The organism is Planococcus shenhongbingii (genome assembly GCF_030413635.1).
In the GTDB taxonomy this organism is placed as follows: Bacteria; Bacillota; Bacilli; order Bacillales_A; family Planococcaceae; genus Planococcus; species Planococcus shenhongbingii.
This window is the reverse complement of the sequence record NZ_CP129235.1, coordinates 1,528,820-1,555,009: the sequence shown is the minus strand read 5'-3', so window position 1 is coordinate 1,555,009 and position 26,190 is coordinate 1,528,820. Positions and strand designations below refer to the sequence as shown.

25 protein-coding genes are annotated in these 26,190 nt (G+C 43.0%); all 25 read right to left on the bottom strand.

The features are described 5' to 3' along the window. Complete coding sequence (locus tag QWY16_RS07735; protein WP_300992417.1) at nt 1–696, bottom strand: uroporphyrinogen-III synthase; 696 nt, start codon at nt 694–696, stop codon at nt 1–3. Further along, nucleotides 689–1,618 carry a hydroxymethylbilane synthase gene (hemC, locus tag QWY16_RS07730; RefSeq protein WP_300992415.1) on the bottom strand — a complete coding sequence of 310 codons (930 nt, stop codon included), beginning with the start codon at nt 1,616–1,618 and terminating at the stop codon, nt 689–691. Before hemC ends, QWY16_RS07735 begins: the two co-directional genes overlap by 8 nt. A gap of 17 nt (nt 1,619–1,635) precedes the next feature. Next, nucleotides 1,636–2,466: a cytochrome c biogenesis protein CcsA gene (gene ccsA / locus QWY16_RS07725; RefSeq protein ID WP_300992413.1), complete on the bottom strand. Its 831-nt coding sequence runs from the start codon at nt 2,464–2,466 to the stop codon at nt 1,636–1,638. Between the two features lie 84 nt (nt 2,467–2,550). Beyond that, on the bottom strand, nt 2,551–3,921 hold the full coding sequence (gene hemA / locus QWY16_RS07720; RefSeq protein ID WP_300992411.1) for a glutamyl-tRNA reductase: 1,371 nt from the start codon (nt 3,919–3,921) through the stop codon (nt 2,551–2,553). Between the two features lie 479 nt (nt 3,922–4,400). Then, on the bottom strand, nt 4,401–4,985 hold the full coding sequence (gene yihA, locus QWY16_RS07715) for a ribosome biogenesis GTP-binding protein YihA/YsxC (RefSeq protein ID WP_300992409.1): 585 nt from the start codon (nt 4,983–4,985) through the stop codon (nt 4,401–4,403). Beyond that, complete coding sequence (gene lon, locus QWY16_RS07710) at nt 4,982–7,309, bottom strand: endopeptidase La (RefSeq protein WP_300992407.1); 2,328 nt, start codon at nt 7,307–7,309, stop codon at nt 4,982–4,984. Before lon ends, yihA begins: the two co-directional genes overlap by 4 nt. A gap of 205 nt (nt 7,310–7,514) precedes the next feature. Continuing rightward, nucleotides 7,515–8,786, bottom strand: coding sequence for an ATP-dependent protease ATP-binding subunit ClpX (clpX, locus tag QWY16_RS07705; RefSeq protein WP_300992405.1), 1,272 nt, complete (start codon nt 8,784–8,786; stop codon nt 7,515–7,517). A gap of 173 nt (nt 8,787–8,959) precedes the next feature. Continuing rightward, on the bottom strand, nt 8,960–10,279 hold the full coding sequence (gene tig, locus QWY16_RS07700; protein WP_300992404.1) for a trigger factor: 1,320 nt from the start codon (nt 10,277–10,279) through the stop codon (nt 8,960–8,962). A 101-nt stretch (nt 10,280–10,380) separates the two neighbouring features. Next, a complete protein-coding gene (locus tag QWY16_RS07695; RefSeq protein ID WP_300992402.1) occupies nt 10,381–11,361 on the bottom strand; it encodes a tetratricopeptide repeat protein in 981 nt (326 codons plus the stop codon). Between the two features lie 195 nt (nt 11,362–11,556). Further along, on the bottom strand, nt 11,557–11,949 hold the full coding sequence (gene spx / locus QWY16_RS07690) for a transcriptional regulator Spx (RefSeq protein ID WP_300992400.1): 393 nt from the start codon (nt 11,947–11,949) through the stop codon (nt 11,557–11,559). Between the two features lie 4 nt (nt 11,950–11,953). Then, nucleotides 11,954–12,607 carry a TetR/AcrR family transcriptional regulator gene (locus QWY16_RS07685; protein WP_300992398.1) on the bottom strand — a complete coding sequence of 218 codons (654 nt, stop codon included), beginning with the start codon at nt 12,605–12,607 and terminating at the stop codon, nt 11,954–11,956. 150 nt (nt 12,608–12,757) lie between these two features. Continuing rightward, nucleotides 12,758–13,066, bottom strand: a complete 309-nt coding sequence (locus QWY16_RS19370; RefSeq protein ID WP_367281336.1) for a TIGR04104 family putative zinc finger protein — start codon at nt 13,064–13,066, stop codon at nt 12,758–12,760. A gap of 543 nt (nt 13,067–13,609) precedes the next feature. Beyond that, nucleotides 13,610–14,962, bottom strand: coding sequence for an MFS transporter (locus QWY16_RS07680; RefSeq protein WP_300992396.1), 1,353 nt, complete (start codon nt 14,960–14,962; stop codon nt 13,610–13,612). Between the two features lie 58 nt (nt 14,963–15,020). Beyond that, on the bottom strand, nt 15,021–16,043 hold the full coding sequence (locus QWY16_RS07675; RefSeq protein WP_300992394.1) for an amidohydrolase family protein: 1,023 nt from the start codon (nt 16,041–16,043) through the stop codon (nt 15,021–15,023). A gap of 95 nt (nt 16,044–16,138) precedes the next feature. Beyond that, on the bottom strand, nt 16,139–17,212 hold the full coding sequence (locus QWY16_RS07670) for a VOC family protein (protein ID WP_300992391.1): 1,074 nt from the start codon (nt 17,210–17,212) through the stop codon (nt 16,139–16,141). Nucleotides 17,213–17,319: 107 nt separating this feature from the next. Then, nucleotides 17,320–17,505, bottom strand: coding sequence for a 4-oxalocrotonate tautomerase (locus QWY16_RS07665; protein ID WP_300992388.1), 186 nt, complete (start codon nt 17,503–17,505; stop codon nt 17,320–17,322). A 27-nt stretch (nt 17,506–17,532) separates the two neighbouring features. Continuing rightward, nucleotides 17,533–18,321: a 2-keto-4-pentenoate hydratase gene (locus QWY16_RS07660; protein ID WP_300992386.1), complete on the bottom strand. Its 789-nt coding sequence runs from the start codon at nt 18,319–18,321 to the stop codon at nt 17,533–17,535. 13 nt (nt 18,322–18,334) lie between these two features. Then, nucleotides 18,335–19,360 (bottom strand): 4-hydroxy-2-oxovalerate aldolase, encoded by a 1,026-nt coding sequence (gene dmpG / locus QWY16_RS07655; protein WP_300992384.1) that lies wholly within the window; start codon nt 19,358–19,360, stop codon nt 18,335–18,337. Nucleotides 19,361–19,379: 19 nt separating this feature from the next. Next, nucleotides 19,380–20,264 carry an acetaldehyde dehydrogenase (acetylating) gene (locus QWY16_RS07650; RefSeq protein ID WP_300992382.1) on the bottom strand — a complete coding sequence of 295 codons (885 nt, stop codon included), beginning with the start codon at nt 20,262–20,264 and terminating at the stop codon, nt 19,380–19,382. Between the two features lie 21 nt (nt 20,265–20,285). After that, nucleotides 20,286–21,074 carry a 2-keto-4-pentenoate hydratase gene (locus QWY16_RS07645; protein WP_300992380.1) on the bottom strand — a complete coding sequence of 263 codons (789 nt, stop codon included), beginning with the start codon at nt 21,072–21,074 and terminating at the stop codon, nt 20,286–20,288. Nucleotides 21,075–21,090: 16 nt separating this feature from the next. Then, nucleotides 21,091–22,554, bottom strand: coding sequence for an aldehyde dehydrogenase (locus QWY16_RS07640; protein WP_300992377.1), 1,464 nt, complete (start codon nt 22,552–22,554; stop codon nt 21,091–21,093). A gap of 71 nt (nt 22,555–22,625) precedes the next feature. Further along, nucleotides 22,626–22,874 carry a ferredoxin gene (locus QWY16_RS07635; RefSeq protein ID WP_300992374.1) on the bottom strand — a complete coding sequence of 83 codons (249 nt, stop codon included), beginning with the start codon at nt 22,872–22,874 and terminating at the stop codon, nt 22,626–22,628. Between the two features lie 61 nt (nt 22,875–22,935). Further along, on the bottom strand, nt 22,936–23,982 hold the full coding sequence (locus QWY16_RS07630; RefSeq protein ID WP_300992372.1) for an NAD(P)/FAD-dependent oxidoreductase: 1,047 nt from the start codon (nt 23,980–23,982) through the stop codon (nt 22,936–22,938). Nucleotides 23,983–24,160: 178 nt separating this feature from the next. Next, entirely contained in the window at nt 24,161–24,640 is a 480-nt protein-coding gene (locus tag QWY16_RS07625) for an aromatic-ring-hydroxylating dioxygenase subunit beta (protein ID WP_300992369.1), read from the bottom strand. Beyond that, the gene (locus QWY16_RS07620; RefSeq protein WP_300992366.1) at nt 24,637–25,908 is read right to left on the bottom strand and encodes an aromatic ring-hydroxylating oxygenase subunit alpha; all 1,272 of its coding nucleotides are present in this window, start codon (nt 25,906–25,908) and stop codon (nt 24,637–24,639) included. The genes QWY16_RS07625 and QWY16_RS07620 overlap by 4 nt, the downstream gene beginning before the upstream one ends. Nucleotides 25,909–26,190 lie beyond the last annotated feature (282 nt).

The window sequence follows — 26,190 nt, the reverse complement described above, 5'->3', positions numbered from 1 at the left end:
TTAAAAACTTCCTTTCACGATTTCGTTGATGATTTCGGTATACGTATATTTCTCAGGAATAAAGTCGACCGTTCCGCCTTCTTGGCGGATGGCATTTTCCGTAACATGCCCGATGGCAGCAACCCGGATGCCGGACCAGTCCCCGCCTGCTTCCCGGTATGCGGAAACGGCTGAAGGGCTGGCGAATATCACAGTGACGCCGTCCAGGGCTTTTAATTTCTCGGCATTCTCTATTTTAAAGGTGGTCTCATAAATAATCCATTCATCCACCTTCATCGGCATCGATGCGATGGTGTTTCTGGCAAGCGAGCCTTTGATGAATAAACAGTTGGCTTCACCGGCAACAGCAGGAAATTCCTTTACAAACACATCGGCGCTGTAAACGGATGGCATAAAGCTCACTTTATAGCCATGCTGTTCGAGAACTTCCGCTGTCTTTTCTCCGACGGCAGCAATTTTGGCGTGCGTTGCTAAATGCAATTGGCAAAATGCTTCCGCACTGTTACCACTCGTGAAAATCAACCAGTCGTAACGTTCGAAATCCGGCAGTTGCGACTGCCGGACTGAAGTTTCTATGAGCGGATAATACAAAGTTTTGCCGCCAAATTTTTCAACAAGTTCGACCGCTTCTTCCGGCTGGTTAGAGCCCGTAAAGACGATGGTCTCGCCCGTCAATGGAAATTCAGGATCAAACATGGTTCTCAGCTTTTACTTTTTGGATTAGTTCATAGCCGCCCTGTGAGCTGATGCGTTCAGCCACCGTACTGCCTGCTTCGATCGGATCGCGGCTGACAATGGATTCTTTGAAAATCACATCGGCATCCGGTGATGAAATCAAGCCGGTAAACGATATTTCACCATTATTCACCGTGGCATATCCGGCAATCGGCACTTGGCAGCTGCCGTCCATGTCTTTTAGGAATTTACGTTCTGCAGTAACCGCTAAAGCTGTATTTTCATCGTTGACTTTCGCCAATTCCGCAAGCAATTCTGCATCGTCTTCACGGCATTCAATGCCGAGTGCGCCTTGGCCAATCGCTGGCAGGCATTCATCCACTTCAAGGAATTCCGTTACAATCTCGTCTTTCCAGCCCATCCGTTTAAGGCCTGCAGCTGCAAGAAGAATGGCATCAAATTCACCTGATTTCAATTTTTCCAAACGTGTATCGATGTTGCCTCGGATCCATTGGATATCCAGGTCAGGACGCATCAACAGCAATTGAGAACTGCGACGCAGGCTGCTCGTTCCCACCACCGCTCCTACAGGAAGATCCATGAATTTCACATGGTCATTTGAAATAAACGCATCGCGCGGATCTTCGCGTTCAGGCACACAGCCGATGACAAAGCCTTCAGGCAAAACCGATGGCATGTCTTTCATGCTGTGGACAGCGAAATCAATTTCTTTATCGTGCAAAGCTTGCTCGATTTCTTTTACGAACAACCCTTTGCCGCCGACTTTAGAAAGCGTTACATCCAGAATGCGGTCGCCTTTTGTCACAATTTCTTTTATTTCAAATTCAAATGGCGCTCCCGCCGCTTTCAACTTTTCGATGAATTGATTGGTCTGCGTTAACGCAAGCTTGCTTCTTCGTGTACCTACAATAATTTTTCTCAAATGAATCCTACCTTTCCTTAATACCAAAAATGAAATTCCGATAACCGGCTTCCTAAAAAGAAGTTGATTAATAATAGTAAAAACGCATAGATATGGGCCATGGCATACGACATGCCGTTCATAGCACCTTTGCGGTGTCGGTACAACACTACGCTGTAGACGATCAGCAAAACAAAGGACCCGATGATTTTAAAATCAAGCAGCGAGAATTCCGCCAGTGAAATATATGCCCATTGCAGCCCTAGAACAAGCGACACGAACAGCAGCGATATTCCGACCAGAATCGAAATCGTCATGCCGGTCTCCGTTTGGCCGAGTGACGGCAAATTGCTCCATTGCTTTGTCCACTTTTTCTTTTTCAGCAGACGGTACAGCACCATATGCAGCGCTGAAAAGACAAATGACAAAGAAAATGCGACATACGATAAAATCGCGAATGTGATATGGATAAATAATAATTCCGATACAAGGTCCTGCCCGGCCGGGGACTTTTCAATCTGAACCGGTGCAAATGTATGGATAGTCATGAATATGAAGCCGATGATGTTGATGAAAAATACCGCAAAATCAAAGCGGTAGAAAATCCGCAGGACCAGTGACAGGGTCACTAACAGCCAGGCATAAAAGTAAATCCCTTCAAACAGCGTCAGGATCGGGAAGCGCTGCGTTTCGATGATATATAACACCAGGAAAACCGTTTGCATGACCCACACCACACCGAGCAGCGTCATGGCAATGCGGCTTGCTTTTTTCTCTTTATATAAGTAATCAATAAAATAAAAAACAAGGCTGACAGCATATAGAATAACCATAGCTTCGTGCAGCCTTGCCATTGTTATATCAGCCATCCCATTCCCCTTCGTTTCCATAATTAAAGGCGTTCCGCATCTACATTTTAGCATATAGATTCGAAAACGCCTCTTTCAGAAAGCTTAAAATGAATATCCGGGAGTTTCTTGTTTTTGTTGGGTCTGTTCTATGTTTTTAGCCGCTTTGACTTTCGGAGCGCTCATTTGTTTATTGACTTCCGCTTCCACGTCATCTTCAATGCCGAAAATCTGCTGGAACAGCTCAAGCTTTTCAAACGAGTTGGGTGATCCGGCCATTTCTTTGGCCTGCAGGATCGGTTCTTTCAGCAATTGATTGATGATTGATTTGGTATGTTTGTTCAATATTTTCTTTTCGCGATCTGTCAGGTCCGGCATTTTGTTTTCAATGCTCGCCATTGTTTCTGCTTGGATGTTCAATGCTTTCTGGCGCAATGCCGAAATGACTGGAACTACTCCAAGTGTCGCCAACCAGTCGTTGAACTGGTGTGTTTCCTGGCCGATCATCGTCATGATTTCCCCTGCTGCCCGTTCGCGTTCAGCCAGGTTCGCTTCAACGATCCCTTGCATATCATCGATGTCATATAAAAATACATTGGATAAGTCCGCAATACGCGGGTCTACATCGCGAGGCACAGCAATGTCCACCATGAATAATGGTTTGCCTTTGCGGAGTTTTTCCACAAACTGCATCAATTCAAAGTCGATGACATAATCTGTAGCGCCTGTTGAAGAAATCAGAATATCTGCTTCAAGAAGCGCACATTGCAATTGGCTCATCGGAAGTGCGCGCCCGTTGAATTTTTCAGCCAAAGCTTCAGCTTTATCCAATGTACGGTTAATGACCGTCACGTTGTCAGCGCCGCTGCCTTGCAAATTCTTGATAGCCAGTTCGCCCATTTTGCCCGCGCCCAAAATAACGACCCGTTTGTTTTTCAACGTGCCGAAAATTTTCTTGCCCAGTTCAACCGCTGCATAGGAAACAGACACGGCGTTTTCGCCGATAGCTGTTTCAGAATGTGCACGTTTCGCAAGAGTCACCGCTTGCTTGAACAATTGGTTGAATACTGTGCCAGTCGTGCCGTATTCCTGTCCCGCAAGAAAACTGTTTCTTACTTGGCCAAGAATCTGTGTTTCGCCAAGCACCATTGAATCGATGCCGGCAGTCACACGGAATAAATGCTCTACCGCTTCTTGCTGTTCATGGACAAATAAATACTGGGACAACGACTCTTGAGGGATTCCGAAATAATCCGCCAAAAATTGCTTCACATAGTAACGTCCTGTGTGAAGCTGGTCCACCACCGCATAAATTTCCGTCCGGTTGCAAGTCGACACGATGACATTTTCCAATATGCTTTTTTGTTCTTTTAACGCTTGCATGGCCTGCGGCAGTTCTGCTTCGATGAATGAAAGCTTTTCTCGGATTTCCACAGGTGCAGAGCGATAATTCACCCCGACTACTAATGTATGCATGGGATCAAAACACCTTTCACGTTCATATTTCAATATAAGTAAGTATACCACTTTCCTGCTGCTGTAAGCATTTTAAATTGTGAACAAGCAATGAAAGTATGTTTATTTATAATTATTATAATGTAAGTTTAACAAAGCGGCACACCACTAACAAGCAGAACGCTCTTAGTCGAAATAGTGAGAAAACTTAAGCGAGACACGGCTTTGGGATTGGTTGCAACTCAAAGCAAATTGGTTGTAATTCACAGCTGATTTGTCGGAACTCGTTCTCAATTGGTCGTAATTCAAGTCCTTTTTGTCGGAACCCCTTCATTATTGTTTCCTATATACAATAATATTTTCTTCTCTTCCTCCATAAGTCCAAAACTCGGTTTACCAGCCAGCCGTCGGATCGGCTGGCGATAAACACCTTGCTTGCAGCAAACCTTCGCGCTTTAAAAATCCAAACAAAAAAGCGCAGCCAAAGCTGCGCTTCATTCTCATTGCATTCTTTTTTCAATTTCCGCCCAAGCCATATCTTTGCCGATGCCTGTTTCGGATGAAAAGACGACCAGCGGATCGTTCTTGTCCATATCGAGAGCCTGGCGAACTATTTTCTTGTGCTTTTCCCATTTGCCTTTCGGGATCTTGTCCGCTTTGGTGGCGATGATAATGCACGGAATATCGAAATGCTTCATAAAGTCATACATCGCGATATCGTCTTTGCTCGGCGGGTGGCGAAGATCGACGATTTGAATCACGGCACGCAACTCTTCACGTCCGGTGATATACCGTTCGATCATCTTGCCCCATGCTTCGCGTTCCGACTTGGATACTTTCGCATAGCCATAGCCCGGAACATCGACGTAAAATAATTTCTCTTCAATTTTATAAAAGTTCAGCGTCTGCGTTTTCCCGGGTTTCGAGGAAGTGCGCGCCATGCTTTTGCGTCCGATCATTTTGTTGATGAACGACGATTTCCCGACGTTCGAACGCCCTGCTAAAGCAAATTCCGGTAAGCCGTCTTCCGGATATTGATCCGGGCGGACGGCACTGATGACAAGTTCTACGTTATTGACAATCATTCGTTTACTCCTTCTAATGCAATTTCAAGCGCTTCATCCGCTTGAGAAACGAGTTTGAACGTCAATTCTTCGCGGACACTTTCTGGAATGTCTTCGATATCCCGCTCATTGTCGAGCGGCAGGATAATCGTTTTCAATCCGGCACGGTGGGCGCTCAATGTTTTTTCTTTGACTCCTCCGATTGGCAATACGCGGCCGCGGAGTGTAATTTCTCCGGTCATGCCGACTTCCCGGCGGATTGGGCGTTTGGATAAGGCAGATACTAAAGCGGTGGCAATCGTAATACCCGCTGAAGGGCCATCTTTTGGAACTGCTCCTTCCGGAACGTGGATATGGATATCCTGCGATTCATGGAAATTCGGATCAATGCCAAGAGATTCTGCGCGCGCTCTGACAAATGACAAAGCGGTTTGCGCCGATTCTTTCATGACGTCGCCCAGTTTACCGGTCAGCTGCAATTTGCCGCTGCCTGGAGACAAAGATACTTCAATTTGAAGCGTGTCGCCGCCGACAGTGGTATAAGCAAGACCTGTAGCAACTCCAACTTGGTTGACGGTTTCTGCCATGCCGTAGCGGAATTTGCGTTTACCGAGATATTCTTCAACGGCTTCAGCTGTCACGACTACCTGCTCTTTATCGCCTGCAACAATCTGTTTGGTCACTTTCCGGCAAATCGATGCAATTTGCCGTTCCAAACCACGGACTCCTGCTTCACGCGTATAATAACGCACGATATTCAGCAAAGCGTCTTTTTCAAATATTAATTGCTCTTCATTCAAGCCATGTTCTTTCAATTGTTTTGGAGCCAAGTGATTTTTGGCGATGGTTTGTTTTTCCGCTTCTGTGTAGCCTGCAATCGTAATGATTTCCATACGGTCGCGAAGAGGCCCCGGAATCGTGCTCAAATCATTCGCAGTTGCAATGAAGAGCACATTTGATAAATCATACGTTTCTTCAATATAATGGTCGCTGAATGAATTATTCTGTTCAGGGTCCAATACTTCGAGCATTGCAGACGACGGGTCGCCGCGGAAATCGTTCGACATCTTATCAATTTCATCCAATAGGAAAACCGGGTTGATGGTTCCTGCCCGTTTCATCCCTTGAATAATCCGTCCAGGCATAGCCCCGACATACGTACGGCGGTGTCCACGGATTTCGGATTCATCGCGCACGCCGCCAAGCGATACGCGGACAAATTTGCGGTCCAGCGATTCGGCGATGGATTTTGCCAATGATGTTTTCCCTACCCCTGGAGGTCCGACCAAGCAAAGAATCGGTCCGCGAAGCGAATTGGTCATCTGCTGAACAGCCAAGTATTCAAGTACCCGTTCTTTGACGCTTTCGAGCCCGTCGTGGTCACGGTCAAGCACTTCTTCCGCATATTTGATATCGAGGCGGTCTTCTGTCGCTTCCGACCAAGGAATAGTCACCAGCCATTCAATATAATTGCGGATAATGCCGCTTTCCGCCGCAGCCGAAGGCAGTTTCTCGTAGCGGTCCAGCTCTTTTAACGCTGCTTTTTCAGTTGATTCCGGCATGCCAGCGTCTTCGATGCGTTTACGCAAGTCAACAATCTCGCCAGATTTGCCGTCTTTATCGCCAAGCTCGGTCTGAATCGCTTTCATTTGTTCGCGCAAATAAAACTCTTTTTGCGTTTGTTCCATCGCTTTTTTCACACGCTGCGTGATGCGTTTTTCAAGATCGATCACTTCTTGTTCATTGTGAAGGCGGGTAATCAGCATCTCTAAGCGCTTGCTGACATCAAACGTCTCTAGCACTTCCTGTTTTTCGTTCACTTTCAGCGGCAAATGAGAAGCGACCATATCTGCTAACCGGCCTGGCTCTTCTATGTCCGCTACCGTATTATACGTTTCTGTCGACACTTTTTTCGAAGCTTTTGCATATTTCTCGAAATGCTCGAGCAGCATGCGCATCAATGCATCTTGCTCAGCCGTGCGCTCTGTTTCATCAGGAAACGAAGTGACTTCAACAACCGTAAAGTTTTCATCTTCTTCGTAATTTTTCCATTGGCCGCGTTCCAATCCTTCAACTAGGACACGAATTGTGCCATTCGGCAACTTCAGCATTTGCTTCACATAAGCCAGCGTCCCGATTTTTTGAAGATCATCTTTTTCAGGCTGTTCGACGCTCATTTCTTTCTGCGTTGCTAAAAAGACGATATTGTCTTCGAGCAATGCCTGCTCCAATGCTGCCACTGAACGTTCACGGCCCACATCAATATGAAGTACCATTGTCGGGAATACGAGGAGCCCTCGTAGCGGCAATAATGGTACGCGTTTACTTACTTTTCTTTTAGCCATCTGGGAGTTGCACCTCCGATTATTTTCGTCAAAAAAACAAGCTGACCCTTAACGCGCGGATGTGCACGATCAGAGTCAGCCCGTATCATCCTTCTTTACCCACTTCAACAGCCTGCTACACTTACGTATTGCGTAAGTCTAAGCCGCAGAAGTCCGATTGGTTCAACTAACACTCAGCGGCTTCACCGCTGAGTGACGTTCCACCTTACGCGGATGTTTTTTCGTTGTCTTTTTCATCGTATTCCGAACCATCTTCTAAGATAAGTTTCGGCAATTCTTTGTTTGTTACCGTTTCTTTCGTAATGACGCATTCAACAATATCTTCTCGTGAAGGCAAGTCGAACATTACTTCGAGCATGATGTTTTCGATAATGGAACGAAGTCCGCGGGCTCCAGTTTTGCGTTCGATTGCCAGTTTGGCAATTTCCACCAAAGCATCTTCTTCGAACGTCAATTCGACATCATCAAGTTCCATCATTTTTTGATATTGTTTGATCAATGCGTTTTTCGGTTCAGTCAGAATCTGAACCAATGCATTTTCATCCAATTGCTCGAGGCTTGCCAATACAGGCAAACGGCCGATAAATTCAGGAATCAGACCAAATTTCAACAAATCTTCCGGAATCAACTGGCTAAGCAATGACTTTTCATCCAATTCTTCTTTGTTCGGATCTGCACCGAAACCGATGACTTTATTGCCCAAACGGCGTTTGATGATTTGATCAACTCCGTCAAAAGCACCACCAACGATAAACAATACGTTCGTCGTGTCGATTTGGATGAATTCCTGATGAGGATGCTTGCGTCCGCCTTGCGGTGGAACGCTGGCAGTTGTACCTTCCAGAATTTTCAATAAAGCTTGCTGAACTCCTTCGCCTGAAACATCACGCGTGATGGACGGGTTTTCGGATTTGCGCGCCACTTTATCGATTTCATCGATATAAATGATGCCTTTTTCCGCACGTTCCACATCGTAATCAGCTGCCTGGATCAGTTTCAATAAAATGTTTTCAACGTCTTCGCCGACATATCCCGCTTCTGTTAAAGAAGTAGCATCTGCGATGGCAAACGGCACATTTAGAATACGGGCCAAGGTTTGGGCAAGCAAAGTTTTACCGCTTCCCGTAGGTCCGATCAATACGATATTTGATTTCGACAACTCGACGTCATCGATCTTGCTATTTGAATTAACGCGTTTATAGTGATTGTAAACAGCAACAGCTAAAGATTTTTTAGCTTTTTCCTGGCCGATCACATAACCGTTCAGAATGTCCAGGATCTCTTTCGGTTTTGGCACTTCTTTAAACTCGACTGCTTCTTCAGTACCCAGCTCTTCTTCTACGATTTCCGTGCAGAGCTCAATACATTCGTCACAAATATATACACCTGGTCCTGCTACCAGTTTGCGAACCTGTTCCTGTGGTTTTCCACAAAATGAACATTTTAAATGGTCTTTTTCGTCATTGAATTTAAACAATGTATTCACCCCTATTCAAGCCATTATCTTACAAGATTATGTTTATTGTAGCAACTAATTAGAATTGCTACAAAGAGAAAGCATTATTTATGTAGTAATATTTTTATTCTATGTAGAGTAAAAACAAGGCACGCTGTTGTGCCTTGTTTTATCTTGATGCTTATGTGGAGCGATTATTCAGCGTCAGCGTCTGCAGCTGCTGAAGTGTTTTCAGTGAATTTAGCGTTTTCCACTAAGAATTCAACTGTGTTTTGCATGCGGATATCATTTTCAAGCATTTCAGTTCCACCCAAAGCAGTCTTGATTTGTTCGATGTCCATGTTGAACTGGCCAGCCATTTTTTCAAGTTCTTTGTCGATGTCTTCTGGAGATACTTCCATGTTTTCAGCATTAGCGATTGCTTCAAGCACCAATGATACACGTACGCGTGTTTCTGCATCACCGTGCATTTGAGCGCGCAAAGCTTCTTCGTCTTGGCCTGAGAATTGGTAGTAAAGGTCAAGGTTCATGCCTTGTTGAGTCAAACGTTGCTCGAAATCAGCCATCATGCGGTCCATTTCAGTGTGGATCATGGCATGTGGAAGGTCGATTGTTGCATTTTCAGCAGCTTTTTGAACTAATTCGTCGCGAAGTGCTGCATCAGCGTTTGCTTTTTTCTGCTCAGCCAATGTTTCTTTCATCTTCGTGCGAAGTGCTTCAAGGCTTTCTACTTCTGGATCGATTTCTTTAGCGAATTCGTCGTCTAGTTCAGGAAGCTCTTTTGATTTTACTTCGCTTACTTTCACTTTGAATGTTGCAGCTTTTCCTGCAAGTTCAGCAGCATGGTATTCTTCTGGGAAAGTGACTTCAACGTCTTTTTCTTCTCCAGTTTTTGTGCCGATCAATTGTTCTTCAAATCCAGGGATGAATGAGTTTGAACCGATTTCAAGAGAATAGTTTTCTCCTTTACCGCCTTCAAATGCTTCTCCATCAACGAAACCTTCAAAGTCGATAACTGCTGTATCGCCATCTACGATTGCTTCGTCTTCTTTTACCGCAAGCTCAGCAAAACGCTCTTGGTTTTCTTTCAATTGGTTTTCAACTTCTTCGTCCGTTACATCTGTATCCGGCTTAGAAACTTCAAGTCCTTTGTATTCGCCAAGTTGAACTTCAGGTTTTACTGTTACTTTAGCTGTAAATACAAGCGGCTTGTTTTTTTCCATCGTATCGATATCGATTTCCGGGCGGTCAACCGGGTTAAGTCCAGCTTCTTCAACAGCGTTTGCATATGCATCCGGCAAGATGAAGTCTAGAGCGTCCTGGTAAAGGGATTCTACACCGAAACGTTGTTCGAACATTTGGCGCGGCATTTTGCCTTTACGGAATCCTGGTACGTTAATTTCTTTTACAACTTTTTTGAAAGCTTTGTCCAATCCTGCGTTTACTTCTTCTACAGGTACTTCAACTGTAAGAATTCCTGTGTTACCTTCTTGCTTTTCCCATTTTGCTGACATATATAAGCCCTCCAAACATTTTCTACAAAGTCATATTACGTTTTATACGAATTTTGACAACCTCAATATTATAGCATAGTTGACGCTATGTTCAACTATTTCTACCCATTGCGCAATTCAAACCATTGCTCTGCATGAAAAATCAAGCTCATCAATGACGGATCCCCTGAAAAATCCGTTTCTCCAGTGAATAACTGCTCTAAATAACTCATATAAGCGTCCGCCACTTCTGCTTCTTCAAACTCATCCCATTGAAACGGATATAACAGATAAGTATGCCGTTCGAATAATTCCTGAACCATCTCCAAACGGGTCGGATCTTTTTCAAGGATGTCTTCCATCATTCTCTTAATCGCCTGAATCCGGGGATTGTTGATTGGGTCTGGCAATTTTGCTACTGTGAATTCACCTTCGTAATGAAATTTACTGACTTTCACTTTGGCTCTCACTTTTTCCTGGTGGATCATGAATAATATGTATGTTTTCGTTAATAAATCAGTTTCCGGATGCTCCACAATTTCAATCAGGCTGCTCTTCATCACTTCATACGAAGCAGGCGGCAATTCCACGATCAGCCTTTCCTGTTCACTTGGAGACAAAGTGATAAAGTTCTTGACCGCATATATTGCCGGATCTATTTTCGGACTGGCAGTATTGGCAACAATGCGTTCATTCAGATCACGCAATTGCTGAAACTGTTCCAGCCGCTCTTCCGGCAGGATTTTTTCTTCTATTAAAATTTCGATCATCCGTTCAGCTTCTTCAAACTCCCGGACTTGCATTAAAATACTTATGTATAATTCCATTGTCTCCAAGTAATGAACCGGGCCGACTTTCAGCAATTCCCGGCAAACATCCAATGCTTCATCGTACTCTGCCAGCTCAAATAAGCAATATGCGTACGCACCAAGTGCTCCGGCATGTTCCGGTTCATAAGACAGCACTTGGTACAACTTATCGCGCGCATCTTCATATTTTTCATCTTTCAGCAAATTCATGCCTTCTGTCAGCAGCCGGTTAATCGTGTTCGGAAACACGATGACATTGCCTCTCCGCTTCAACTCTCTATATTTTTTCCGCATTAAAACACCCCATTTGTACTATCTATAATAACATAACGGCATTTTACGGGAAAATAAAATAACAGATTTTTTAGAAATTTAAAAAAGAATGAGCATTAAAAATGAGGAAAGTCAGTTTGAACACATACTGCTCTTACCTCCATCCAGCAATGGGCCAATGCAGAACCCACCCATGGCCTGATTAAAAAAATGCCTTTACATGCTAAGTAGGCTTCGGAATTGATTCGTACGGAACCAGCGGGGAAGGAATTGGCGAATTTCGTCATCATTGTAGCCAACTTGCAGTTTTTTTCCATCATGAAGAATCGGGAGTCTCAGCACACCGGGGTTATCTTGGATGACTTGGTATAACTGGGGCATCGACAAAGTATCAAAATCAAGTTTCAGTTTTTTTATGGCATATGCCTTTTTCGAGATGATTTCTTCAGTTCCTTCATTCGTCAAAGACAGGATTTCCTGGATTTCCTCAATCGTAATCGGTGTCGTAGAAATGTTTTTTTCGACATAGGGAATATTATATTCGTTGAGCCATGCTATCGCTTTCCGGCAAGATGTGTTGCTTGTAGCGGTATATAATTTGGCTTTCATCTTCTCACGGTCCTTTCCATTCATTTATTTTTCCAGTACGCATTTTGTGGATAATCTCCGGTGGAAACAGCATCCGGCAAAACACTTTTGAAAATTCGTTATAATCAACACTCGCCCCTTCATTTTTGCGGGCTTGCAGTTTTTCCAATAAGGAGTGCAAACACCAAATCAAAGTCTCTATTTCAATATCGGGCCATATTAATCCTTTTTTATGAAGCTTTTTCAGATGGCTCAGCACTTTTTCCTGCGTGCGCATTTTAGCATTATTGACCACTTCGGCAAGCTCCGCATCTTTCAGCATGAGTTCCGGCATCAACTTCTGCAGGTTTTTCTCATTGATCTTGTGGTAATGCATTTCCAGCCGACCCGCTAAAAGTTTTTCAGGATCGCCGCTTTTCCACTCCAAATCAAGAGGGATCATGGAATCTATTTGGTCGTCAATCAATGTCATCAGCAATTGCCGTTTATCGGAAAAATAACGGTAAAACGTCCCCGTTGCCACTTTTGCATGGGCAGCAATTTCTTTAGCGGTTGTCTGTTCATACCCTTTTTCGATAAATAACAGTTTTGCACTTTCAATCAGTGCTTCTCTTTTTTGCTTGGATCTCAATTGTTTTGGGAACGTCGGAAAATTTCCGACAAGGTTTTCGTGCTGCATTTTCTCACCTCAAGAATAAGAATAACATGTCTGACCTTAAAACATGAACTCTGGTTCATGTTTTTCACCATATTTTTTGTGAAATCGCTTCACATTTTCGCCAATAAATTAAAAAAGACCCAAGTTTTTCGCTTGAGTCGGGAACCTGCTCTACCAAAGAGGTTCTTCTTTGTCCGAAAGTTTGGTGAGAAACGGTATAAACACCAAAGTGATGAAAAATAACGTGAAGATGGCAGTGATGACCAATAGTGGATTGGTGGACATATAGACATTAAAAAATAAGGGCAAAAGAATCACCAAATTGAGAGCGCCTAGCTTTTTTCGCGATTTACCGGATATGTATTGGCTTTTTCCGCAAACTGGGCAATCCAGCTTACTCTTCAAAGTGAATGTCTTTCTAATGGTTTGTTTCCAGCTCCATTGTGATTTGCAATTTGTACATTTTGGTACCTCTTGCACCCCTGTTAGTTATTATACGAATTAAACAGAGAATGGTTTCATTTTCCAGCAAAATTAGTCGCTCCCTCTTTTACTATGACCGATACAATATTCTTGCTCATTTGATAAAGGTGTTTGTCTATCAGATTAAAACAATAATATCTTCAGCAATCTTTCTTATAATAAATCTTATAAATTAACAGTCACTTTCATAACATCTTAAGCATCATTAAACTGCTCTCAGGCCGCTTCTCCTGCTCGCCATGCATTTACTTTCAAATATTCCACTTCTTTTGGATACAAAAAAATCTTCTAATCAAATTGATCAGAAGATTTTTTCAATCTGCGTAAGGCGAGGAGGTCGAAAACAGGGATATTGCTTAATGGTTCGCATCCCCGTTCTTTTTCCTCCATGCTTCAAAATTCAATCACAACCATGCATTCTCTGAAGGACGTTTTTAAGAGTGCTTAAACTCTTTTATAATGAGGTTTCTCTTAATTTAATGCGTATAAGTTTCCCGACACTCAACTATCAAAAATGATTTTACACCAGGTCAATTTTCTTTACCTATCTTCACTAGCTAATCTGCGGACTTCAGGAGCAGCTTCCTTTATTGTTACAGGATTCTTCATTTCATTTATAAAGGCAATAGCAACAGCTGCAATAACCGCCGGTATAGCCAATACCATGAAATTTTGGTTTAGCGGCAAATTAAGTGCCAGAATCATTCCCCCTAATGTCGGGCCTAAGATTCCTCCTAATCTGCCTATACCAGATGCCCATCCTAACCCCGTCGAACGAATTTCGATTGGATAATATTGAGAAGCGTAAGAATATAGAACAATTTGTGAACCTATTGTAGTAGCTCCGGCGATTGCAACAAGAATATACAATATAAACGTATTCGGCAGAGTTCCCATTAAAGTTAAAGAAACTACATTTAGGACAAAAAAGGTTATCAGCACTTTTTTAGTACTCCAACGGTCTGCTAACCAGCCACCTGTAAGTGCTCCCAAAATTCCCCCAACGTTTAATAATAAGAGAAATATTAAACTGGACCCCAGAGTATACCCTGCTTGGCCCATTAACTTTGGCAGCCAAGTACTTAATCCATAAGTGATTAATAAACATAAGAAGAAATTTGCCCAAAATAATAACGTACTGGAAGTTCGTCCATTTTTAAATAGTTTTTTTACTGGCATTCCTGTTTCACTTGTAATCACATTTTCGTAATCATCATCCTGAGGCGTAAAGGAAGGATCGATTTTAGACAATAACTGACCGATCTCTTTCTTTTTATTTTTAGCCAAAAGAAACCCAAGTGATTCAGGAAGATATTTATAAATTAAAGGCAAGGCGAGTATCGGCATAGCACCTACTAAGAACATGGATTTCCAGCCGAAATTGGGGATAAGGAAAATCGCTAATGCTGATGCCAAAATCCCCCCTATTCCATATCCGCATAACATTAAAGTAACCAATCTATTTTTCATTGATTTGGGGGAGAATTCTGTCATTAATGCTACTGTAACTGGAAATACCCCTCCTAATCCTAAACCTGAAATAAAGCGGTAAATGCCAAATTCTGCAGGGCTTTTGGAAAAAGCAATTAAACCCGTAAACACAGTGAAGAGCAGCACACAGAAAATAATAACATTTTTACGTCCAATCTTATCTGCCAATGGCGCAAAAATAAAAGCACCACACATCATGCCGATCAGCGCAAGACTGCCGATCGTACCTGCTTCCACAGCTGTCATGGACCATTCTTCCATCAACACAGACACCACAGCTCCGTAAATCACTAAATCAAATCCATCACAGACAATGATGAAAGCACACCAAAATACGACAAGGGCATGAAAGCGGTTGAATTTTGACTCCTCAACGATTCGGCTAATATTGATTGAACGCAAACTTTCTCCTCCTTTATGAATATTAATATTATTCAGGTGCTTAATGAAATATCAAAATTTATTTGGAAACTGCCATTTCGTGCAAACCTAAAAATTTCAACGCATTTTGCCCTAATATCAATTGAGCATCTTCCTTTGACAATGATTTCAATTCATCTACAACTTTGCCCGATGGAATTTCACGCAATAAGAACGGGTAATCTGATCCCGCAATGATTTGTTCCGGACCAAATCGATCGATCATATATTGAAGATTTACAGGGTCGTAAACTAGGGAATCGTAATAAAGCTTCTTTGCATAATAACTTGGTGGATTCACAGTTTTTCTGATTTCCGGCCATACTTCCCAGCCTTTATCCATTCTCGGCAATAAATAAGGCAAAGAACCGCCGCCATGCGCAAAACATATTTTCAGGTTGGGATACCTGTCCAGCATGCCGCTCATTATTAAACTGCCAGCTGCAAGCGCCGTCTCTGAAGGCATTCCGACCATATACATAAAGTTATGCCTTGGCATTCTTTCTCCACCTAACGTCGCCCATGGATGAACGAAAAGCGGGACATCCCATTTCTCTGCTGCTTCAAAAAACTTCTCCATTGAACTGTCATCCAGATTAAGACCGTTGACATTGGAACCGATTTGAATGCCTTTTAACCCTAATTGATTTACCGCTCTATCCATTTCTTCAATTGCCATATCTACATCCTGCAAAGGAACTGTTCCCAATCCGATAAACCGGTCAGGCTTCTCTTTGACCACCGAAGCGATAAAGTCATTTTGGAATTTAGACAGTTCTAAACCTGCTTCAGGATCTGACCAATAAGAAAATGTGACGGGTATTGGAGATAAAACTTGAATATCGATTCCCTCTTCATCCATATCCGCGACGCGTTTCTCCACATCCCATGCTTGATCAGTAATTTTTCGAAATGATTTGCCTTTAATCATAATTTCAGCGCCGCAATCGCATGTCCGATTCATGGTCGGCCAACGGTCATCTCCATACTTAGCTGCCATATCCGGGAAATCTTCCGGTATTATATGGGTATGAAAATCAACACGCAAATTCGTTTTCGACAATTAAAACATCCCCTTTTTTAAAAATTAATGAGGCAGACAGACAATTCCATCCACCTCATTATTTGATGCCTATTATTCATTTCCGACGTCGGGTATTACAGTAATTTTGTTCCGTACTTGAAGTAACTTTCTGGAGCAACACTTCCCCATAAATCCAGACCTAACAGTCCTACCTCTGGGCTCCATTCGATCGGTTCCCAATCTGGTGCAAAGATCAAGAAGCCGCCGGTCCAAATTTCCACCCGATTCCCGGAAGGTTCGATTACATAGATGAATTGAGCACCACTTGTACCATGTTTACCTGGGCCCCATTCGATTTTAATATCATTTTCAGCCATTAAGTTTGCTGCTCTGATAAGCTCATCCGGTGAATCCAAATAGTACGCCAAATGATGGAAAAGTGCCCCATCCTGGTTCGCATTACGCATTAAAGCAATTTCATGGGCAATATTCGTGCGGCTCAACCATGACCCGATACGGACATCTTCCTGATTTTGAACATAATAACGGTGGTGAATCCCTAGTAAATCACTCCACCATTTCTGCTCTTCCTCCACATCATTCACCATGAAGTTCACATGGTCGAAACGGCGTGGCGCTACACCTTTACCTGTATATTTACTTGGATGACTCGGCAGTTTAGAGGCAATCGAAGGATCAGTATTCACATACAAATCCTTCTCCCAATACAGCTCAACAGGTAACCCTGCCGGAGATTTGAATTGAATCGAATCCCCCTGCGCTTTTTTCTGTCCAGCTTCGATCCATTGATGTTCAATGCCCATATCCTTAAATTGTTTTTCGAAAGCTTTCAAGGCTTTTTCTGAACTTACGCGCCAACCGACCTGTTTAACGCCGGAGGTATCTGACTTCTTAAGGATGAGTGTATGATGATCAAAATCTTGCCAAGCTCTTAAGTATACTCTTTCGCCTTCATCGGCCGATACATAAAGCCCCATCACTTCTGTAAAAAACCACAACGATTTTTCTAAGTCAGTCACACCGATTTCTACATGTCCCAGATGCGCAATACTTCTCGTGTGCTTTTCTAGTTCTTTCAAAAGTAATTGTTCCTCGATAGTTTTGTCAGTTGAAATATTCATGGTTTCATTTCCCCTATCCATAGTTTTTTTGATATTTGGTAAAGACATAAAGCCCATCATCGTCATAAATCACCTTGTTTATCACTACAACACGGCAGCAAGCTTAATCATGCCACCAATCATAATTCGCAACACTTATACTCTTTTATTTCCACATAACTTCCATTAGCCACTCAGCTTTTTGCTATTGGCTTTCCAGCTTTTCCCCAATGGGTTTTAGGTATCTCCGTGACGAGCACTCTGACATTCTCTGCTGGAGCATCTAATGTTTCTGAAACCGTTTCAGTAATCTTCTGGATAACTTCAGCGATCTTTTCTTTCGATCTTCCTTCTATAATACTCACCTGGATAAACGGCATACCTGATCACCTTCCTTACATTAGAATTTAGTCGGTTACTGTAAATGAAACTTCGCCAAGACCATCGAATTTGCCGTTGACCACATCGCCTTTTTCAAGAAGCACAGCGCCTGTGATCGCACCTGATAGAATGACGTCGCCTTTTCGTACTTTTTCGCCTTTTTTCGCAAGCATATTGGCAAGCATTGCAATGGCATTCGCAGGATGACCAAGAACAGCGGCTCCTGCTCCCAACTCCTTCAACTCCCCATTAATCAATAATGAAGCGCCAACTAAATCGAGTTCGAATTGTTCCGGACTTTTCAATGTTGTCCCAAAGACCACTCTTGAAGTGGAAGCATTGTCTGCTACTACATCGGGTAGCGTGAAATTAAAGTTTTCATACCGGCTATCAATGATTTCCAGCGCTGGAAGAACCGATTCGGTTTTCGCCAGCACTTGGGCACCTGTTACACCAGGCCCTACAATGTCTTCCCCGATAACAAAGGCGATTTCTGCTTCCACTTTTGGATGAATCAAATCGCTCAGGGAAACTTCCCCTCCGTTGTCAATCAACATATAATCGAATACATATCCGTAGATCGGTTCATTGACATTCATTTGCTGCATTTTAGCCTGACTCGTCAATCCCATTTTGGGACCAATGATTTTCCGGCCTTCAGCAAGTTTCATCGAAACAAGTTCTTGTTGGACAAGATAGCCTTCTTCGACCGTTAAATCCGGCTTTAATCGGGCGGTCACTTTTTCAACTTCCCGTTTCTCTACTTCTCCTGCAACTAAATAATTCGCAATCTCTTTCACTTTTACTGCTTCCATGAAATTTCCCCCTCTATACACCGAGTCCTATCTTTTGCTTTGCAAGCTCAGCCGCCACATCCATGATCATATCCTCCTGGCCGCCTACCACTTGTCGCTTGCCCAATTCCACTAAAATGGACCGCGAATCAATACCGAACTTTTGCTCCGCCTTTTGTGCATGTAACAAGAAACTGGAATAGACGCCCGCATACCCAAGTACAAGGCTGTCCCGCGTAATTTCTTGCGGTTTTTCCAAGATGGGCGCAACCAGCTCTTCTGCGATATCCATCATCTTGTATACATCAATCCCGGTTTTGATATTCAGCTTCTCAAGGACAGCTACCGCGACTTCTGTTTGCGTATTCCCTGCACCTGCTCCCAGACAGCGGATACTGCCATCGATTCGCGTTGCACCTTCTTCAATGGCGACAAGTGTATTAGCCATGGCCAACGACAAATTATTATGGGCATGAAAACCGATATCCACAGATAAACTGCCTTTTAATGCACGAATTCTCTCTCTGACTTGATGAGGCAAGAGAGTACCCGCCGAATCAACGACGTAGACTGAATCCGCTCCATAACTTTCCATCAGTTTTGCCTGTTCCACGATTTTTTCAGGTGGCGCCATATGCGACATCATCAAAAATCCAACGGCTTCCAATCCCAGCTCTTTCGCCAGCGCTATATGCTGATGCGACACATCGGCTTCCGTTACATGAGTAGCAATTCGCGCCATTTTCGCACCGAGCCGGGCAGCTTCCTTCAACTGGGGCATTGTACCGATTCCCGGTATGAGAAGAACTGCAATTTTTGCTTGATCAACAACGGAGGCCGCCGCCTCAATTAGTTCCATTTCATCGGTTAAAGACAAGCCGTATTGCAAAGAAGAGCCACCAAGACCGTCTCCATGCGAAACTTCGATATACGGCACATTCGCCCCATCCAAAGCTTTTGCAACATCCCTTACTTGTTCCACCGAAAATTGATGGCGGATGGCATGACTACCATCCCTTAACGCCACTTCTGTAATCAATACATCCCGCGTTTTTGTCATTCTTTCCTTCATCTCCTTTTCACCCGACTATGTTTGCCACTCTATGTTTGGCCCATTCTTCAGCTACTTTCACAGATGCAGCCGTCATGATATCGAGATTTCCAGAGTAGACCGGTAAGTAATCGCCAGCTCCTTCAACTTCAATGAAGACTGTGACAGATGACCCGTCAAAAATCGGCTCTTGTCTAAGCCTATAACCCGGCACATAAGCTTGAACTTTTGTTTCCATTGCCCGAATAGAGGCAATAATCTCTTCCTGCTTCGCTTGCTTGCCTTCCACCATTACATGAACCGTATCCCGCATTAAAATTGGCGGTTCTGCAGGGTTTAAAATGATGATCGCTTTCCCTTTTTTTGCACCGCCAACTTCTTCAATGCCGCGGGAAGTTGTTTGCGTAAACTCATCAATATTCGCTCTGGTTCCTGGACCTGCACTCTTACTGGAAATCGTCGCTACAATTTCTGCGTAATCGACAGGCTGGACTTGGTGAATCGCATGGACGATTGGAATCGTAGCCTGCCCCCCACACGTGATCAAATTGATATTTTCAGCATTCAGATGGTCATGGAGATTGACTGGCGGAACAACGATTGGGCCGATTGCGGCAGGCGTTAAATCGATCACTTTCTTACCGGCTTTTTTCAGCAATTTCGCATGGCGGATATGGGCTTTCGCAGAAGTTGCATCAAAGATAATATCCGCAAGTTCCGGCCTTTCCAAAAATCCATCTATTCCATTATCAATTGCGACATAGCCCAATTCCCGAGCTTTTTTCAATCCATCCGACTGGGGATCAATGCCTATTACTGCCGTTAATTCAAGAACTGGAGACCTGCCCAATTTCAACATCAAGTCAGTTCCGATATTGCCCGAGCCCAATACGGCCACTTTCACTTTATTCATCGTAGCTCTCCTTTCCAACTTTTAAAAACGAACACTTACTTCTCCCAAATGTGCAAATCTGACCGTGAACGAGTCTCCTTCTTTCGCTTCCACCGCAGCTGAAAGAGCACCTGAAAGAATGACTTCTCCAGCAAGAAGAGGGATGTCGAAATCCGCCAATCGATTGGCCAGCCATGCCACACATTTTGCCGGATTCCCGAGTGCGGCTGCGCCTACACCCGTGTTGACGATTTCGCCATTTTTTGTCAATGCCATCCCGATTAATTCAAGATCAACATCTTCCAGCTTTGTCGGCTTCCCGCCAAGGACATAGAAGGCGGATGAAGCATTGTCGGCAATAGTATCCGGCAGCTTAATCTTCCAGTCTTGAATTCTGCTGTCGACAATTTCAATAGCCGGCAATAGATAATCCGTTGCTTGCAGGACATCAAGCGTAGTCACATTCGGTCCTTTTAAATCTTTCTTTAAAACGAAGGCAATTTCACCTTCCACTTTCGCTTGAAGCACTTTTTGTTTCGGTACAGCAGCTCCATTTTCAATGACCATACGATCCAACAAGTGTCCATAATCCGGTTCATCGACCCCGAGCAGCGTTTGCATTGCTTTTGATGTAAGCCCGATTTTCTTGCCTACAATTCTTTGGCCTTGCGCCACTTTTCTCCCGATATTTTCAAGTTGGATCAAGTAGGCTTCTTCAACAGTAAGTTTCGGCTCTGCAGAAGTAAGTGCCGGCATGCCGATCAGACTTTCTTCAGCTTCCATTAATTGATTTGCAAACTGTTTTCGTTTAGATACAACTTCTGTTGCCATCCCTATTCACTCGCTCTCATAACTTGATCGTAATATTCGATAATTCCGAAAAGAATTCAAGGCTATGCGCCCCGCCAGTTCTACCGATTCCGCTATGCTTCATACCGCCAAAAGGTGTTCTCAAGTCGCGTAGGAACCATGTATTCACCCAGACAATTCCGGCTTCGATTTGATGGGCAACACGATGGCCCCGCTTCAGATTAGACGTCCAAATTGTTGCGCTCAAACCATAATGCGTATCATTTGCCTGCATGATTACTTCTTCTTCCGTATCAAACGGAACGACCGTTACAACAGGTCCGAAGATTTCTTCATTAATACAACGGGAAGTGTAGTCCAAATCGGCAATGATTGTCGGTTCTAAGTAATATCCTTTTTCCAATCCTTCAGGCCGCTTACCACCAGTCAGAATCGTTCCGCCATCTTCTCGTGCAATGTCGATATAGCTATTCACTCGTTCGTAATGTTCTTGGCCAACTAATGCACCCACATTTGTATCCGCATCAAATGGTTTACCGACTTTTAACTCTTTTGTCTTTTCTACGAATTTTTCCAAAAATTGTTCGTATACAGGTCGTTCCACATAGATTCGGGAACCACATAAACACACTTGCCCTTGATTTATGAAACTGGATTTAATTGTCGTTGCAATCACTTCATCCATATCTGCATCTGCAAAAATGATATTCGGGTTTTTCCCGCCCAGTTCAAAGGACAGTTTCTTAAGGGAGTTTGCCCCTGCCTTCATAATGGAAGAACCTGTACTCGGCTCGCCGATGAAAGAAATAGCATCTACGTCTGGATGTTCCGAAATGGCACCTCCGGCAGAATTCGGACCAAATCCATGGACAAGATTCACAACCCCGTCCGGGACACCCGCCTCTTTAATGATTTCCATCAGCACAGTCGCAGTCATGGGTGTCCATTCGGCTGGCTTGATTACAGCGGTATTGCCCATGGCCAAGCATGGAGCTAATTTCCAAGTCAATAGTAATAGCGGCAGATTCCATGGTTTAATAATTCCGACGACACCTACAGGTCTCCGGATCGAGTAGTGAAGAGCTTCTTGGTTTTGTTGATAGGCATCCGTTCCGAGAGAAATAACATAATCAGCAAAAAAGTGAAAATTGTAAGCTGCCCGTGGAATATCCACCGAATTCGCTAATGAAAAAGGCTTGCCGGTATCTAAGCTCTCTAAACGCGCCAATTCTTCCTGTCTCTCAAGAATCAAATCACCGATTCTGCGTAGTATTTTGGAGCGTTCCTCCAATGTGGTCATTTTCCAAGGGCCTTGCAGGGCACTTCTAGCTGCAGCGACCGCAATGTCCACTTCTTCCTTTCCGCCTTCTGCCACATGTCCAAGCACTTCTTCTGTAGCCGGGTTTATATTTTCAAAACTCTTTTGATTTTGTGATTCAACAAATTGTCCGTTAATAAAATGTTTGCAATTGATTGCCTCTACCTTCGTTTCTGTAGTCATAGATTATTTCATCCCCATCATTTCTATTTTGTTCAAAAGATTAGTTTTTCAATCGATTGATATTCCATCCTTTAACTTGCAACGTCCTTTTTACTATCAAAAGGCTCGTCTGCCATCTTGATTGAATTTGATGGACAACTTTCATATGCATCTTCCAAATCTTCTTCCAATTCCTCCGCTACCGGTGTTATCCCTTTGTTGTCGTCAAGGAGCGCAAAAGAAATTCCTTCAGCGTTATAATCAAACAAGTCAGGTGCTGCTACCCCGCATGCGCTGCAGGCGATACATGTATTCTGGTCGACTAGCGTATATTTGGCCATCCCGACACCCCTTTCCACTTTTCGGCTTGGTTTTCATGTTTGCCAAACTATTACATAGTTATCAAGTTGTACCAATCGTTTCTTTCACACTTTCTACTTTTGCGCCATTATCCTTGTCAGCCATCAGGGTGGTACTGTGAAGCGCTTGTATTTTTGCCGTAGGATCTATATAAACTTTTGCGTTGCTCACAGCTGTAGGCGCTTCACCAAATCCAGTCGCTATCAACTTCACTTTTCCTTCGTATGTGCAAATGTCTCCTACTGCATAGACACCTTCGATATTAGTTTCCATTTTGGAATTAACAACGATGGAATTCTTTCTGATTTCAAGTCCCCAATTATTGATCGGTCCAAGGGAAGAAACAAATCCATAATTAACAAGAACATCGTCTACTTCCAACTCAAGTGATGCATCACTTTTAGTTTCTTTGACAACAACTTTTTCAATCTCTTCGTTTCCAACCAGCTTTTCTGCTACATAAGGTGTTAAAATTTCCACTTTTGATTGCTTTAACATCTCAACACTGTGCTCATGCGCCCGGAACTCATTTCTTCTGTGGATGAGCGAAACTTTTTCCGCAATTGGTTCCAGCATTAATGCCCAATCCACTGCTGAATCTCCACCACCGAACAGCACAACTTTTTTACCAGCAAAATCAGCTAAGTTTGTAACGAAATAATGAAGGTTTTTATCAGCAAACTTTTCCTCATCCTCACAATTCATTTTTTTAGGCTGAAATGCTCCGTTACCTGCAGTAATAATGATTGTTTTTGTATAATGCGTTTCTTTATTTGTAGTGATTTCAAAAATACCATCTTCTCTTTTATTAATAGTTTCCACCGATTGCCCAAGACTGGCAGCTACTTCAAACTGCTGCATTTGTTCCAGTAGATTATCAACAAGATCCTGTGCTTTAATTTTGGGAAAACCAGCAATATCATATATATACTTTTCAGGATACAAGGCCGTTAACTGTCCACCTAATTGCGGCAGGCTTTCAATGATCTTTACCGAAGCTTTCCGCATACCAGCATAAAAAGCAGTAAATAATCCAACCGGCCCCCCGCCTACAATCGTTATGTCAAATACTTCAGATTTACCATTCAAATCCATCCCCCCCTAAATATCCTGTGAATGTTAGTCTTCAAAAAACCTGTCTGCTACTAATCAAGAGTTGTGGCTGCATTGATCTTAGCGAATCGCTATTTTCACCTCTAGCAGGAAATGCGGGATATTATATGGTATACCGCAATCATTTTCTTTAACCGAGGTGTATCTTCTCCCCCTATAAAATCAGGCTTATTTTTCCATGAGGTCGCAAACTATCAAGTTTTAACGTTGCTTTCTTTTCTTGAATGACGATTTTATTGTCTGTCACAAGCAATTTATAATCTAAAACACCAACAAAACAGTCAAGAACTTCTCGTTTCGTTCTATAAGCAGAGAAATTGCATCTAACACTTATGGAATTACCTTCTCTATTTTTGACCCTTACGTTGTGTATGTTTCGGAGCGTTGTTGAATGAGGATATTCAACATGCGCCTCTTTTTTCAACAATCTTTTTGCCCTTTCTTCTAATCGGGCTCGGTTGTCGTCGATATAAAAAATAGATTGGGCTGGATCTGCATCCGGGTTTCCAATCGGTGGGATAAGGTATTTACCATCGTCCGTAAACAATGCCGCCCACTCTTCTAGTTTCCATTCATCAAGAAGTTCCGCCTCATGATATAAAAAATCCACAATTTCCTGATGTGTTACGGTCATATTTTAACCTCCTCTTTCGCTTTTGCTTTTGTTATGATGTCATTCCATTTTCTCCAAAAACTGCGCATTTGTTCTTCATCAGTTGCATGGGGCTGTTCTCTGTTCATTCCTTTGGATATATCATTCCATTCAACTTCAAAATTGTTTAAGTAGCCTTCTTGACATAGTTCAAGCGCCTCATTATCATCCGGAGTTGCAAAGCCGCCCGGCCCTAAAAACTCTAAGAAATTATCATTTCTTCTTAATCTGAATTTTTTACTCTCGTCTTTAGGAGCTAAGGCATATCCGGTAACCTCCATATAATCCGGCCGAACAGGGTAATAGGTCCGCACTGTCACTGCCATAATGTCGTTGATAATCAAGTTAGGGAATATCAAAATGTTGCGATTATAACTTGCAATTCTTTCCGCTCTTTCCTCGCCAAATCTATCGATCAGTCTATTTTTAATCTCATCTATTTCTTGCCGGTCATCTTCTGCCCAAGCAGGCGTCCAATGTGCTACCGGTCTTCCCCAAGGTGCCTTATATTCAATAACGGCATGACCGTTCCCTAGATCTGTGCCTTTTCCTTCAAGGACTACCTTTGTTATTCCTGGATCCTGTTTCGCTTTAATATCAAAGTAAGTCTTGTGCGTCGGCATCCCATGATAAAGATCGACACTGTTTTCCGAAATCAGCTTCCAATTTGCACGGACGCTATATTCCTGTGGATCGTTTAACAATTCCATTCCTGCTTCTGATTGATCCGCGACTAAATCGATGTATTCCTTGGCGTTTCCAAGGTATTCTTCTAGCGATACAGCATGTTCAGCAAAATTTACGAACATGAAGCCCCGGTAACTTTCCAAGTGTGTAACCTCCGTCAAGTTTTTAGAGCCATCACAATTAAACGCATCTGGAAAACCATCTTTACCTGGCATCCCTACTAATTCCCCATCATTCTTAAAGGTCCAAGCATGGTAGAAACAACGGAATACTTTCGTATTTCCTTCATCCTCACGACAAACCAAAGCTCCGCGATGTGGACAAGAATTGTATAAGGCTCTTATAATTTCATCGTTTCCACGTGTGAATATTAAGTTTCGACCACCGACTTTTTTCCTTTTAAAATCACCTTTTTTCGGCAATTCCGATTCATGCCCAATGAAAAGCCAACACTTGCTAAAAATCTCTTTCCATTCTTCTTCCAAAATTTGTTCATTTGTAAAAACGCTGCGGTGAACCGAAAATTCACATTTCTCTTTATCTTCACGAACGTAACTTTCCATTAACCTTCCTCCTCCAAATATCTATTTTTGCAATTCCATTTTCAAAAGTATTACAACAAAGAGATTAACTTAAAATATTGACCAACTTTACAAAGGTATTTTAAAAAAGCCATGAATCTCTAACTCTGCACTAGAACATTTTCTACGCTGATTCAATATTGACACCACGGCGATGTCCTTCCGTACATTCTTTAGTCGTTCCTGCAACTAATGCATTGCCCAGGTTTTACTCGATCTGCTGCCATTGCTTTCTCAATTCCTTGAGAAGATCCAGCCACAAAC

Bases quoted from the DNA above. Each gene is read 5' to 3' on its own strand.
- QWY16_RS07645 (WP_300992380.1), bottom strand. From the start codon at position 21,074: ATGGCAACAGAAGTTGTATCTAAACGAAAACAGTTTGCAAATCAATTA.
- QWY16_RS07665 (WP_300992388.1), bottom strand. From the start codon at position 17,505: ATGCCGTTTATCCAGGTGAGTATTATAGAAGGAAGATCGAAAGAAAAG.
- QWY16_RS07695 (WP_300992402.1), bottom strand. From the start codon at position 11,361: ATGCGGAAAAAATATAGAGAGTTGAAGCGGAGAGGCAATGTCATCGTG.
- hemA (WP_300992411.1), bottom strand. From the start codon at position 3,921: ATGCATACATTAGTAGTCGGGGTGAATTATCGCTCTGCACCTGTGGAA.
- QWY16_RS07640 (WP_300992377.1), bottom strand. From the start codon at position 22,554: ATGACTACAGAAACGAAGGTAGAGGCAATCAATTGCAAACATTTTATT.
- lon (WP_300992407.1), bottom strand. From the start codon at position 7,309: ATGGCTAAAAGAAAAGTAAGTAAACGCGTACCATTATTGCCGCTACGA.
- tig (WP_300992404.1), bottom strand. From the start codon at position 10,279: ATGTCAGCAAAATGGGAAAAGCAAGAAGGTAACACAGGAATTCTTACA.
- QWY16_RS07660 (WP_300992386.1), bottom strand. From the start codon at position 18,321: ATGGAAGCAGTAAAAGTGAAAGAGATTGCGAATTATTTAGTTGCAGGA.
- ccsA (WP_300992413.1), bottom strand. From the start codon at position 2,466: ATGGCTGATATAACAATGGCAAGGCTGCACGAAGCTATGGTTATTCTA.
- QWY16_RS07670 (WP_300992391.1), bottom strand. From the start codon at position 17,212: ATGACGATGATGGGCTTTATGTCTTTACCAAATATCAAAAAAACTATG.
- QWY16_RS07650 (WP_300992382.1), bottom strand. From the start codon at position 20,264: ATGAATAAAGTGAAAGTGGCCGTATTGGGCTCGGGCAATATCGGAACT.
- spx (WP_300992400.1), bottom strand. From the start codon at position 11,949: ATGAAAGCCAAATTATATACCGCTACAAGCAACACATCTTGCCGGAAA.
- QWY16_RS07635 (WP_300992374.1), bottom strand. From the start codon at position 22,874: ATGGCCAAATATACGCTAGTCGACCAGAATACATGTATCGCCTGCAGC.
- QWY16_RS07620 (WP_300992366.1), bottom strand. From the start codon at position 25,908: ATGGAAAGTTACGTTCGTGAAGATAAAGAGAAATGTGAATTTTCGGTT.
- QWY16_RS07735 (WP_300992417.1), bottom strand. From the start codon at position 696: ATGTTTGATCCTGAATTTCCATTGACGGGCGAGACCATCGTCTTTACG.
- QWY16_RS07685 (WP_300992398.1), bottom strand. From the start codon at position 12,607: ATGCAGCACGAAAACCTTGTCGGAAATTTTCCGACGTTCCCAAAACAA.
- yihA (WP_300992409.1), bottom strand. From the start codon at position 4,985: ATGATTGTCAATAACGTAGAACTTGTCATCAGTGCCGTCCGCCCGGAT.
- dmpG (WP_300992384.1), bottom strand. From the start codon at position 19,360: ATGACAAAAACGCGGGATGTATTGATTACAGAAGTGGCGTTAAGGGAT.
- QWY16_RS07625 (WP_300992369.1), bottom strand. From the start codon at position 24,640: ATGACCGTAACACATCAGGAAATTGTGGATTTTTTATATCATGAGGCG.